Source organism: Sphingobium tyrosinilyticum (assembly GCF_042654265.1).
GTDB lineage: Bacteria > Pseudomonadota > Alphaproteobacteria > Sphingomonadales > Sphingomonadaceae > Sphingobium > Sphingobium tyrosinilyticum.
The window spans coordinates 16,921-29,007 of the sequence record NZ_JBHSFZ010000010.1 but is presented as its reverse complement, the minus strand read 5'-3'; the positions used below and the strand labels follow the sequence as shown (position 1 = coordinate 29,007).

At 60.8% G+C, this 12,087-nt stretch carries 10 protein-coding genes, 1 tRNA gene and 3 pseudogenes; 6 read left to right on the top strand and 8 right to left on the bottom strand.

The genetic code is table 11. The annotated features are described in order from the left end of the window. Nucleotides 1–109: 109 nt before the first annotated feature. The 4 genes and pseudogenes from ACFO3E_RS07240 to ACFO3E_RS07225 all read left to right on the top strand — a co-directional run. A pseudogene (locus ACFO3E_RS07240) lies at nucleotides 110–265 on the top strand (relaxase domain-containing protein); the annotation flags it as partial. A gap of 27 nt (nucleotides 266–292) precedes the next feature. Further along, on the top strand, nucleotides 293–2,365 hold the full coding sequence (locus tag ACFO3E_RS07235; protein WP_380803513.1) for an ATP-dependent DNA helicase: 2,073 nt from the start codon (nucleotides 293–295) through the stop codon (nucleotides 2,363–2,365). 629 nt (nucleotides 2,366–2,994) lie between these two features. Next, nucleotides 2,995–3,327, top strand: a complete 333-nt coding sequence (locus tag ACFO3E_RS07230; protein WP_066529596.1) for a hypothetical protein — start codon at nucleotides 2,995–2,997, stop codon at nucleotides 3,325–3,327. Between the two features lie 795 nt (nucleotides 3,328–4,122). Next, nucleotides 4,123–4,623, top strand: a complete 501-nt coding sequence (locus ACFO3E_RS07225; RefSeq protein ID WP_380803508.1) for a DUF4142 domain-containing protein — start codon at nucleotides 4,123–4,125, stop codon at nucleotides 4,621–4,623. A gap of 399 nt (nucleotides 4,624–5,022) precedes the next feature. Here the strand turns inward: ACFO3E_RS07225 and ACFO3E_RS07220 are convergent, their stop codons facing one another. Together ACFO3E_RS07220 and ACFO3E_RS07215 are read right to left on the bottom strand one after the other, a co-directional pair. Beyond that, the gene (locus ACFO3E_RS07220) at nucleotides 5,023–5,412 is read right to left on the bottom strand and encodes a type II toxin-antitoxin system VapC family toxin (protein ID WP_066529593.1); all 390 of its coding nucleotides are present in this window, start codon (nucleotides 5,410–5,412) and stop codon (nucleotides 5,023–5,025) included. Next, entirely contained in the window at nucleotides 5,399–5,671 is a 273-nt protein-coding gene (locus ACFO3E_RS07215) for an AbrB/MazE/SpoVT family DNA-binding domain-containing protein (RefSeq protein ID WP_066529590.1), read from the bottom strand. The genes ACFO3E_RS07220 and ACFO3E_RS07215 overlap by 14 nt, the downstream gene beginning before the upstream one ends. A gap of 155 nt (nucleotides 5,672–5,826) precedes the next feature. On the opposite strand from ACFO3E_RS07215, the pseudogene ACFO3E_RS07210 reads away from it, so the two are divergent. Then, nucleotides 5,827–7,204 (top strand): annotated as a pseudogene (locus ACFO3E_RS07210) (sugar porter family MFS transporter). A 456-nt stretch (nucleotides 7,205–7,660) separates the two neighbouring features. Here ACFO3E_RS07210 and ACFO3E_RS07205 read toward each other — a convergent pair. The 6 genes and pseudogenes from ACFO3E_RS07205 to ACFO3E_RS07180 all read right to left on the bottom strand — a co-directional run bounded on the left by ACFO3E_RS07205 (nucleotide 7,661) and on the right by ACFO3E_RS07180 (nucleotide 11,411). Beyond that, nucleotides 7,661–8,611, bottom strand: a complete 951-nt coding sequence (locus ACFO3E_RS07205) for a DMT family transporter (protein WP_380803506.1) — start codon at nucleotides 8,609–8,611, stop codon at nucleotides 7,661–7,663. Between the two features lie 50 nt (nucleotides 8,612–8,661). Then, the gene (locus ACFO3E_RS07200) at nucleotides 8,662–9,369 is read right to left on the bottom strand and encodes a helix-turn-helix transcriptional regulator (RefSeq protein ID WP_380803504.1); all 708 of its coding nucleotides are present in this window, start codon (nucleotides 9,367–9,369) and stop codon (nucleotides 8,662–8,664) included. Then, nucleotides 9,342–9,854 (bottom strand): annotated as a pseudogene (locus ACFO3E_RS07195) (transposase); the annotation flags it as partial. The gene ACFO3E_RS07200 and the pseudogene ACFO3E_RS07195, both read right to left, overlap by 28 nt. 77 nt (nucleotides 9,855–9,931) lie before the next feature. Next, a complete protein-coding gene (locus ACFO3E_RS07190; RefSeq protein ID WP_156518583.1) occupies nucleotides 9,932–10,099 on the bottom strand; it encodes a hypothetical protein in 168 nt (55 codons plus the stop codon). A gap of 82 nt (nucleotides 10,100–10,181) precedes the next feature. Further along, complete coding sequence (locus tag ACFO3E_RS07185; protein WP_380803501.1) at nucleotides 10,182–10,730, bottom strand: hypothetical protein; 549 nt, start codon at nucleotides 10,728–10,730, stop codon at nucleotides 10,182–10,184. A gap of 606 nt (nucleotides 10,731–11,336) precedes the next feature. Further along, nucleotides 11,337–11,411: transfer RNA gene (locus ACFO3E_RS07180), tRNA-Gln, on the bottom strand. Nucleotides 11,412–11,537: 126 nt separating this feature from the next. On the opposite strand from ACFO3E_RS07180, the gene ACFO3E_RS07175 reads away from it, so the two are divergent. After that, entirely contained in the window at nucleotides 11,538–12,059 is a 522-nt protein-coding gene (locus ACFO3E_RS07175; RefSeq protein ID WP_066531538.1) for a MarR family winged helix-turn-helix transcriptional regulator, read from the top strand. Nucleotides 12,060–12,087 lie beyond the last annotated feature (28 nt).

The window sequence follows — 12,087 nt, the reverse complement described above, 5'->3', positions numbered from 1 at the left end:
TCGCCGCCATTCATACCTGGGCGGCATCAGCCCACTCGCGTTCGAAGCCAAGGTGGCATAATGAGATAGGTGACCGGCGCAAAACCGTTACAAGTCCAGAGGCGTACCTAAGAGCCTGATCGCGGAGTGGTCCAAGCGAGCCGAGCAGATCGACGCCCACGCGAAGGACCATGGCCGCATGGGACAGGCAGCTCGCGTCGCATCCTTCTATCAGACGCGCAAGGCCAAACAGAAAACGACCATAGAAGGGCTTCGCGAGCGTTGGAACAAGGAGGCGGGACCTCTCCTCGAAATGCTCCATAAAGTTAAGGATGCCGCCGATCGAGATGGGGTGATCGACCATGAGGGTAGTCGAGCCATCGCGGGGCGCGCCACTCTGTTCGGTATCCGAAATATGGAAACACGCGAGGCGGTGAATAGTCAAGGGCAGTTGATCCGCACCGGTCTCGCAGTACATGTCGGAGAAGTGAGCCTCCGTGATGTCCTCCCATTTGTGAGGGAACATGAAGAGCGGGAAAAGCTCCTGGCTACGCGGACCCAGACCGGAGATGCTGTCCTGACGCGCGGGCGCACAAGCCGCGCGACCGCCCGGCTTGAGATTGCCTTGTCGAAGCACCTGGCCCTGGCGTTGGATGATACTCGGCCGCTCGCCTCCACTGACCGGCTGCTCTCGGTTCTGGAGGCAGAGGAGCTTTCCTCTCAGCAGGAGCGCGCGCTCGCCAAGCTCGCCACATCTCGCGACCGCTTCATCGGAATCCATGGGGTGGCGGGTTCCGGTAAGTCGACCCTGGTTAGGGCGTTGGTCGCAGCGGTGGATGCGGATGTCCGGGTGCAGGCCCTCGCGCCGACCTCATCCGCTGCAGCAGAACTGGGGAAGAAAGCGAAAATTCCCTCCCAGACGGTCATGAATTTGATCGTCTCGGGCGGACGCCAATTAGACGCTCACGATCTTCTGGTGGTCGATGAAGCCGGGCAGCTCAGCAACCGCCAGGCACTGAGGCTCCTAGAACTCAGTCGGGATACAGGCGCTCGGATTCTCTTTCTCGGCGACAACAAGCAGACCGGAGCGATTGAGCAAGGGAAGGCATTCTGGCTGCTTCAGGAGCTTGGATTGCCCAAGGCAGAGCTCCCTGAGTCGCTGCGTCAGCAGAACAATGAAAGGATGATGAAGGCGGTAAAGGAGGCGCGCCTTGGAGAATATGCGCGGGCGATCGGCTTTTTGGACTGCGTCGTGAGCGGGGACAAAGCGAGCAAGCTTGCAAAAAATCTTGTCGATCGATGGATGCAATTGACCCCAGAAATGCGCGCTTCGACGAACATCCTCGTGCTCGACAATGCCACTCGGATCACCGTCAACGCGAATGTCCGGCGCGGGCTTCAGAAGGAAGGTGTCATCGGTCGCGAGGAAGTGCCGTTGAAAATTCTGGCGCCAGCGGGCCTTTCGGGTGAGGAGCGTAGAATGGCCCGCCTTTATTCCAAGGGTCAGGTTGTAATGTTCAACCGCGATGTCAATAAGCTTGGAATAGTCCGGCAGGCGGAATATGCAGTCGTCGGCTTCAGGAAAGAAGAGAGCGGGCGCGAAGTAGTCGGGCTGGAGGATCAGCAGGGCCGAATCATCCTTTGGGACCCCCGCCGAACGCGCGCCACCATGGTAAGCGTCTTCAACGTACAGGACCGCGGCCTTGCGGCGGCGGATCGAATCCAATGGCGTCTGGCGACGAAGGAGCTGGGACTTAAAAATGCCGAGCGGGGGACGGTCGAGCGATTGGAGAACGAGCGGGCCACGATCCGATGGGATCGCGGCGAACAACAGGAGATCGACCTCTCGAAACACAAGACATGGGATCACGGCTATGCCGAGACGGTCTACTCCTCGCAGTCAAAAACCTACCCGCGGGTCTTTGTTCTCGCTCCCGTCGACTCTCCCCTGGTGACGGGACAAAATTTCTACACCGCGATCACTCGTGCCGAATCTGGCGTGACGCTTTGGACCGAGAACCGGGCGGACCTCGTGGAGAAATTGAAGCGTAATTCCGGCCAGAAAACGTCATCCCTAGAAGGGCTGGACCTGATCAAGCCAAGCGGGACGGAAGCGCGCCTCGAAAGGGAAGCTGCCCGCATCCAGAAGGAACGCGACCTCTTTGACGTGCAGCGGCGTGGATTGGCTCTCCGGCGCTCCGAAAGCAGAGGCCGTGATCGAGGGAGCGACCGCAAGGGGCTGGCCGGCGCGGGGCTTCGCGCGACCGAAACTCTCACTGCACTTATCGAGCGCGTGCTTCGGAACCAGTCGCAGCCAGAAATCTCCCAGCCCAAAGAGCCGGACCGGACGACCGAGGTGCGCCTGGAGCGAGGGCGGGATCGATGATCGGGCGGTGTCGTGTAACGCTCTTGGCCGGCGGCTTCGCTTCCATGCTGAGCGTTCAGGGAACGGCAGTTTATGGTGTGGCGAGGAACGGTGACATGCTGAGGGCGGAGACGGCGATCGATCAATGCATCCGTCGGGCAGATTCTGGACGACCATGGCTCACCCAAACCCTGCGGGCCTTGAGGAGGCAGGAGGGGGGATGGATTGGTGCGGAGGTAAGGAACAGGGATGGCTCCGTCGACTTAGGACCGATGCAGGTCAACAGCTGGTGGGTGCCTCGCATCGCCCGGCTGACGAAGCGCAGTGAGGCCCAGGTTAGGTCCTGGCTCCGGGATGATGCCTGCTTCAATGTGGACGCCGCGAGATGGATATTCCTCTCGGCACTTCACGATGAGAGGGATTTCTGGCGGGCCGTAGGCATCTATCATAGCCCCACAGGTTGGCGGCAGATGCAATATGCAAAAGGGATTGCGTTGATCATGGCGAACGACCGCTGGGCCCCTCTTGGGCCACGAGCGCGAGCGAACTGACGAACTGCGGCACGCAGCTAATTTTGCGGTCGGAAGCATTTGCAGCCAGCTGCCGTTGCGTCCCCTAGTGCCGTCAGCCGTTGAATGAGTTCCCCCGCCATGTCGGTCTTGCTCGATGTGGTGCGCAAGAATCGCCAAAAGGTTCTTGACCCGGTGGCTGATTTCACCAGCGAGAAGTTCATGCCCTTCCTCAGCCGGTGTGTGGCCGGTCACATCAAGGAAGATGCCAAACCTGGTCGGGCCGACGATGCCCACGTCTTCGCCTTGACCCATAGCGGTGATCCAGCGAATCTCCTCCCGCACCATGATCCGGAAATCGGCTTTAAAGGGGCCTGTGACTGCGTGCGTCGCCGAAAGGCTGCCCTGATACGTTCTCGATCAACGGGATGGATGTGCTCCGAAAGCTCTTCGATGGTGACCATAGCGCGCTAGGGATGGCCCAATAGCACAAAGCCCCGTTCGTCCATCCTGAAGCTGTTGCCATCGACATTCCACGCCCACAACGCGACGCCGGCGGCGGACCGCGAGCTTCAAATGGTTAGCCTGTCATACAGGCGGCTGCGGCGTGGGTGCGCTGGGGATGTCGTTCCTGATGTGGTTGCATCTTGATGATATTCGAGAGCCAGAAAATGCCAGCCCCGGATAACGCTCAATAATCCACTGCTACGAATCAGTGACAGGCTCTCCGCACGTGCAGAGATGGCCGGACCTCTTAGACCGCGGCTCAAATGCTCGACTCTTCAGAGCGGTCGGTTCAGATCATCCTCTGCGGCGGAAATTTTAAAAGCGGCACAACCCTGACTTAAGTTGTCGAAACTTATCTGCGCTTCCGTCGCCCTGCGGACGTTCTTGCTGTTCACGTTAGGAGATCAGCATGGCATCAACATCCTTCCCCATTCGCCCTTCGAGTATTAACGGCCTTCTCCTTGGACTGGGGCTATCCATGGCCGCTTGCAGCCCAGCCTCGAAACAGGACAGCGGTCGCGTTCCGGGCGGCACTAATCAGCAAGAAGCAATCAACGCGGCCGGAGATACCGGCGCTTCGAACACGATGCCGGGGATTGGTGCGCCGGGGACCGGTGGAAAGGGAACGCAGCCATGACAACGCGCACTTTAGCACAAGGTGAAGTTATCCTCTTCGCAGTGTCGGCAGCGGCGCTGCTCGCCGCTTGCAGCCAGACTAGCGGTGTCTCGGGCCAGGATGAGTTGGCAAATGGCAGCGCCACCGTGGCCAAGCATTATGAAGGGCCTAAACCTGAAGGCGTGTCCAGTACACATGACGCCGTCACCACCACCTTCTACATCCCGCAGTCCGCGATTGGCGACATGTATGAAATGGAAGCGAGCGGAATTGCGCTCGCTCGCGCAAAGTCTCCGGAGGTCAAAGCTTTTGCCCGCATGATGATCGAAGACCATAAGATAAGCAGCGCAGCCCTTCGGAAGTTCGTTGCGGACAATCCCGTGAACATCGCGATTCCCAAGAATATGGATGCGCGACGAAACGCTATGCTCTCCAGTCTGCAGTCGGCCAGCGACGACGCATTCGATGCTGAATATGTCAGCCAGCAGGCTGCGGCGCATCAGGAGGCACTGAACCTTCATGGCAGCTACAGCAAGAACGGCGATTATCCAGCTCTTAAGATACTGGCGCAATCGACCGTGCAACTTGTTGCACACCATAAGAAGGTCGTGGATGCCCTAGACAATAGATTTGGCCCGCCGACCTGAGCGCTCGAAGCTTGGTAGCACGAGAAATATCACCGCCTGCTAGGTCGGTCCTTGGGTTTGTCCTTGTTCCCGGTTCGACCGTTTTGCCATCACATCCTTCGCTCTCACAACCTCGTGAAGCTTATCTCCTCAGCAAGCTGATCTATGCTGCCGCCAGAGGGCAGCAATCTGCAACGCGGGAACGGCAGATATGCGATAGGCTGCTTTGCGGATCGCGAGCGACCATGGAAGCGGCGCAGTCCTGCTAGCGTTCCTTCCTCGGCGTCGAACTGGACGGTGAGCACTTCCGCACGGCGAGCAATAGGATGGGGCGTCTGTGCGGACTAAAAGACGCGGATTGCCCCGCAGGGACCCGCCCAATTCCGAACCTTGGGAAAATGCCGATCGCCAGATATAGAGTTACGGGATGACGACCGGCATTGCGTTCAAACCCTTTCCGCGCTTCGCCAATTTGCGATCGAAGGTGAGAAAATCCACACAATGGCCCGATCGCGCCAGATGAAGGGCATCGGCGAAATCCATGCCGCCTTCCATCCACTCTAGCGCCAATGTCAGTTGGGCCGGTTCTTCCACGGACATGCCCGGCAAGCCGGCCAGTCCGCGTAACGCGCCGGCAATCTGGGCGGGCTCGAAATCATATCCCGCGCGCAATACCCACTCGGCCTCGAGCAGCACGGTCACACCGAGGAAAATCTCCTTACCTTCAATGGCGCGCCGGGCGGCTTGCGCCTGATCCGCATGGTCAGCGGTCAGCAGCCGCACGACGATATTGGTATCAATCCCGCGCACGTCGCTTCGCTTCCCTGGCGATGACTGCGTTCATGGCATCGATGGACAAAGCAGGCTTGGTCGACCGCAGCGATCCGAAAACGGCATCGATATCGGTTGGTGCAAAGATCGGCATAGCTTTCAGGAGGACGCCTTCCGGCCTCTCCTCGACAATCAGCTTCGTACCTGCAGGCCAATGCCGTTGCTCACGGATTGCCTTGGGCAGGATCACCTGTCCCTTGGTTGACACCGTGGTCGTAATCCGTTCCGGCACGCCCATGGCGCCCTCCAAAGTAAGATGAAGGTAAGATAGGGTGGAATGTGCATCAGTGCAAGCGTCCCGGAATTTCAATCTTCGAGTACCAAGCCGATTTCGGTTAAGGGGGCGAGCATTTCGCACTGGCCCACCACCGTTGGGCGAGTTCCACTGCCGCGATGTGCGTGCGCGTAATCCCGAAACCCGTCATTCCTACTTCATACGTACCGGGAAGTTGTGGCTCCGACGACAGCGGCTGGGTTGAGCGGCAGGACGGCCTGAAACATGCGTTCGGCCTCGGCGAGGCGCAACTCGGGCTGACCGTCAGCGCCCTTCTGCCGGGCTGTGCGTTCGGCGCCTTCCTGGCCGGCCGCTTTGCCGACATCTGGGGCCGTCGCAAGGTCATGATTGTGGCCGCCCTGTTCTTCATCATAAGCGCGCTGGCTTCGGGTGCGTCGCCGAGCGCCCTCATCCGTGCCACGGCCCGCTTCTTCGCCGGGGTCGCGGTTGGGGCGGCGAGCGTACTCTCTCCCGCCTATATCAGCGAAGTGACGCCCGCTCATGTGCGGGGCCGCCTTTCCAGCGCCCAGCAAGTGATGGTCATCACAGGGCTCACGGGCGCCTTCTTCGCCAACTATTTTCTGGCCGAGGCGGCGGGCTCGTCACTCGGCCACCTTTGGGGCGGGCAGCCTGCGTGGCGATGGATGTTCTGGGTGCAGGCCCTGCCCGCCCTGCTTTTCTTCGTCAGCCTGTTTGGCATCCCCGAAAGCCCCCGCTTCCTGGTCGCCAAGGGGCATATGGACGAGGCGCGTGTCGTTCTTGCCGGGCGTTTCGGATCAGCGTCCGCCACTGCCAAGTTGGCAGACATAGAGGCTTCGCTAGTCAAAGGCCACAAGCCCAGCCTCGCCGAAATTCGCAAGCCCGGCGGAGGATGGCGGCCGATCATCTGGATCGGCGTCGGTCTCGCCTTATTCCAGCAGCTCGTCGGCATCAACGTCGTCTTCTACTATGGGGCGGTGCTCTGGCAGGCGGCCGGTTTCAATGAAGCAGATGCCTTGAGGATCGACATCGTATCGGGCGCGATATCCATCGTTGCCTGCATCGTTTCGATCCTGCTCATTGACCGGATCGGCGGTCGACCGCTGCTGCTCATAGGATCGGCGGGCATGGCAGCGACGCTGGCCACGCTCGCCTGGTGCTTCGTGCAAGCACATAGTGTCGACGGTGCGATCGCCTTGCCGGAGGGCGTCGGCACAACGGCGCTTCTCGCCGCCAACATCTACGTCGTGTTCTTCAATCTCAGCTGGGGGCCTGTCATGTGGGCCATGCTGGGCGAGATGTTCCCGAACCGCATGCGCGGTCGGCCCTCGCCCTTGCAGGCGCGGCTCAATGGGCCACAAACTTCGCGGTCGGTACCAGCTTCCCTGGCTCGCCAGAAATATGGGCTTGCCGGGCACCTATGCGGCTTACACGATTTTCTCGCTTCTCTCGTTGCTCTTTGTCTGGTCAAGAGTTCGGGAAACCAAAGGTATCGAACTGGAGGCCATGGAAGGATAGTGCGCGCTGGGTTAAATCCGGCGCAATGCTCAATTCGGGCCGGCCGAGACGCCGGTGGTTATACCAACGTGCATCGATCATAACAGGCCCATTCGTCAGTCGGCCCGACGGCGCACATCAGCCGCCTGCAACGGGCCGACCTCTCGGGAGAAAGCTTTATCCTGCTGGGCAAGTCCCTGCTCCAGTTTCCATGATGCGGTGCTGCAGACCTGCCGAGCGACGGGGTGCGAGCCCCTCATCGCCCATTAGGCGGCCCGACTCACCTCCATCATCGACATGGTGGCGAGCGGCCTGGGCATCGCGCTCGTTCCCTCATCGCTGGCGCGGATCGGCGTGCTCGGCATCAGTTTCCGGAAGATCGCCGACAATATTCCTTCCATCCCGCTGGCGCTTGCGACTGGACCAAACGCACCATCGGCGGTGTTGGCGAACTTCGTCGCGGCGGCCCGGAAGGGGTCAGGCAGCGGCGAGCGGCACCATCACCCTTTTCCGATGGGCTGCGAGGCAGGATAGGACGCTCGCGACGACCAGGATGAAGGCGGCGGCCTCGAGCATCGTCGGCAGGCGCTGCTCCCACAGGAAGCCGTAGATCAGCGCGAACAGGGTTTCGAACAGGATCATCTGCCCGACCAGGGTGAGCGGCAGCAGGCGGCTCATCTTGTTCCACAGCGCGTTCCCCACGATCGACGCTAGAACCGCCACGCCCGCCGAAACCATCGTGAAGCGCGTCCATGCGGCGCCGGAATGGGCGGTCGACACGGCAACGGCGATGGGGACGAGGACCAGCGACTGCAAGCCCGTGACGACCCCGGTCAGCAGGTTCCAGTCATGGACGGAGAAATGGTGCAGCCGCTCCAGCCAGCGCCGGTTGCCTACGGCGTAGCAGGTCCAGGATACGAGCGCGCCAATGGCGAAGAGCAGCCCCGCGACCTGCGCCATTACCGATTCCGAAGCGGGTAAGGCGAGAGCCTGCCAGCCGATGCAGATCGCCCCGCCGCAGCACAGCGCTATTGAAGGGAGGAGACGGGTAAGAGGGACGGCCTCGTGGTGGCGGCTACCAATGATCGTCACCGCGACCGGCAAGAAGCCGATGACCAGCGAGGTCACGGCGATGCCGCCGGTCTGGATCGCTTTCGACAGAAGCAGATAATAAAGCACATTGCCCGCGAGCGAGAGCCAGCACAGCGCGAACCATTCCCGCCGCGCCAAGTGGGGCGTCAGCGCTTTCCAGCGCGGTGCAATGAGGATCGCTGAAATCAGGCCATAGAAGAGGTAGCGGCCGACCGTCAGCTGGAGCGGATCGAAATCGCGCACCAGTTCGGGCGCCAGGAACACCAGGCCCCACAGGGCACCGGCTCCGGCGCCGAAGGCGATGCCGGCAAGTTTCAGATGCGGATGTGCCATCATGATCTCCGTGATGGCGGAGGCGATAACAGCCGGTCGTCGTCTGGTCTTGGCTAGGAATCCTGTATTTTTGACCCGGATTCCTGCGCGTGCCGTCGATAGGCAGCGGGGGACATGCCGGTGGCCTTGCGCAGGGCGCGGGTAAGAGCGCTCTGGTCGGAATAGCCGCCACGATGGGCCAGTTCGGCAATGGGAAGATCGGTCCGCGCCAGCCAGTCGCAAACCCGGTCGATCCGCAGCTTGCCCAGCCATGCGCGCGGCGACGTTTCCAGTTCCTGCTGGAAAAGGGCATGCAGCCTGCTGACGCTAAGACCCGCGGTCGCGGCCATGCTGGCGGCGGTCCAGCGGTCGAAGGGGCGGGCTTCAAGAGCGTCCAGCAACCGGGCGAGCCGGGATCGGATCGGCGGCACATCGCCGGAAAGGGCATCCAGCAGCAGCGGCGTCCACAGCCGCAACCGCGCCGCATCCGCACCGTCGCCCGTCATGGATGTCGCCATATAGTCGATCAGGCTGCTGGCCTGCGGAGCGAGTGCCACAAGCCCGGTGGTCCCGATTCGGTCCAGCAGGCGAGGATCCAGAGTGGCCTCATCCAGATCGAGGATCAGGGATCGGTTAAGCAACCGGCCTTCCTGCGCATGGTCGGTCGACCTGCCCACGAAAGCCGCCAGCCTGCGGTCGAGTATCGCTTCCCGACCGTTAAACGCGATGGCGAGCGAGCCCTGGATCGGCAGGACTAGCTGCGCGAAATCATGCCGATGCACGCCGCTATCCTGCCCATAGGAGCGGACTGAGATTCCAAGGGGTGCGCCGGTAAACATCCTGGGCTTTTATAAGCGGGTCCGGACATCGCGACAACAAGGCCCTCCCGCCGCCGCCGAGAGGGGCGGGCGGAGCGGCGCATGTCAGAACACACCCTTCTAAGCCAGTTGCTTGCCCAGCGATTTGATAGGTGACGACCGGCTTTCTCGCCGCTCCCTGGGCGACTCCCGTCTAGGGCGCGATCACGCTCATCGTGCCATTTGCCCGGAGAGGCCAGGCCACCGCGGTTCTGACGAACGTCGTTAACCTTCTGGGCCGCGTGTGTGGCCCCTTGATCGCGGGTGTTGTGAGCGATCTGCTCACCCAAGTTCCGGCGTCGAGCCCATCCGGTATTAGGCGCTACGCCATTCCGGCGCGCCACCACCGAAATTCTTGCTCTCTCGTCCAGCGTCGCTTCGACGATCCGCAGCTTCTCCGATGCTGTCCAGTGCCGGCGACGGCCGCCGTGATAACCTCATATCCAGATATAAAAATATGCTCAGGGGATATCCCGAAGCCTCCATCTCAGGCCTGAAAGTGTCCGGTCAAAACGGGGGCCAGATCAGCGACACCAGCACGGCGGGCAATCATCAGCACGTCCTGCTCCCAGCGCGCAAACCAGCGCCGCTTCTCCTCTTCGAGGTCGTATCGGTCATAGGTCCGCTCCAATCCCGTCTTGAGATGGTTGAGCATCGCTTCGGCGGACTCGAAATCGACATTGAGCCGTTTGGTGTTGGATCGTGCGGTCCGCCGGAAATCATGCGGCGTGAATCGCTCAATCGTCGTCCGGCCATTTTTTCCATGCGCGCCAGAACCCGATTTCTGGCTTCGTACCAACCTTGTGTCGCGGACGTTCAACCTTTTCGGCGGGAAACAGCCATTCCGAGTTGGAATGAAACAGGCGGAGGCCCCATGGCGCCAGCGCGATACGATGCGCCTGCCCATTTTTGGAACGCTCGGCCGGAATGGTCCAAATGCCATGCACCAGTTCCGACGTTTTGGCGAAGACAACCTCGGAGAATCGTGCGGCGATCAGGAGCCAAAGTAACATGCCCCGGCGGAAATGCCTCGGCTCTTGCGCGAGCCCCCCAAGGAACCAGTCCAGTTCGTCCATGCCGAGCTTCCGAGACCGCGGTGTCTCTGGAAAGCGCAGGTCGCCGAGGCGTCTGGCCGGATCGACTGTCAAGCTGACCTCTTTCCCTCGCAGCGATGCTGCCCAGCCAAAGAATACCTTCAGTTCGGCTGCAAGCCGGCTGGCGCGAACCTGCGCGGTCTTCCACTTCTTTTCCACCAGCGAAATCAGGTCATCCTCGGTGACCCTCATAGATGATCTTGTTGCCAAGGTTCGGTTCAACATCACGGCTGAATATGGCGATCTTGTCCGACATCGTCCGGGGCTTGTTCTTGCGCTGGGACCGAGAGGCGCGCCCCTGTCGGACAGCCTCCATATAGAGATTGTGAGCCCGCTTCGCTGTCATCGAAGCGCGGCGCTCTTCTTCCCACCAGGCGTCGCGTCGATCGGTGCCGCTTTCGATCGCGGGATTGAGGTCTCCCGCCCACGCCCGGGCAGCCGCTATCGTGAAATAGGTTAAGCGCCTAGCGTTCGCCTTTAAAACAAGCGTTTGGATGGGATCCAGCGCATATATTTCCAGACTTTCCTTCCACTCGATAGCATCTGGACCGAGAGGTCTGGCAGGAGAGTGTCATTAAGAGACCCCGTTGCCAATCGGTCGATCAGAAAAGGGGTAAGCGTTTGTTTGCGAGTCATGTGCCGACATCCTGGTCGGCCCCTGCGCAGATAAAACCGCGATAAAAATCGCGATAAAAGACGTGTCGAATCCAGCCCAGTTGAGGCCAACCGGGTCCAACACTCTTCGATAGCGATTCTTTCGTAATCCACTGAAGATGGACCGAAACTAGAGGATTCGGCTGGCTGGGGCGGCAGGATTCGAACCTGCGCATGGCGGTACCAAAAACCGCTGCCTTACCGCTTGGCTACGCCCCAGCATGTGCCCCGGCGTGGCCGGCGCGGATCGGCATATAGCGTCTGTTGCGCGAAAGGAAAGCCTAGTCATCAGGGTCTCGGTTCGCCAATATGGCTGCATCGAAATCAGCTTTCTGGATGGCCGGCATGAGTGCAAACAGTTCGCCCGCAACCGCGTCGGCATCGCAGATTGCTCCTGCTTCGCCGCTGTTTCTGCGCGAGGATGAGATTCGGCGCGGGATCGAGATGCTGTATTTCGGCTATTCGGCCCTAACCCGATCGATCGATGAAGGCTTGGCGGCGCAGGGGCTGGGACGGGCGCATCATCGCGCCCTTTATTTCATTTCGCGCCAGCCCGATTTGACGGTCAAGGATCTGCTGCGGCTGCTCTCCATCACCAAGCAATCACTTGGTCGGGTCCTCAATGACCTCATCGAGCGCGGATATATCGAGACACGGCAGGGGGCGAACGATCGGCGGCAGAAGCTGCTACGCCTCAGCCCTTCCGGCACCGCTCTTGAAGCAGATTTATTTCGGGCCCTGCGCGAGAAAATGGCTGCTGCCTATGCCCAGGCGGGTCAGGGTTCGGTCACAGGTTTCTGGCGGGTGCTGGAAGGATTGATCCCGGACGCTGACCGGTCGATGGTCTTTGGACTGCGCGGCCGTTGAACGCTGAGGCAACCATATGCGCTCAATG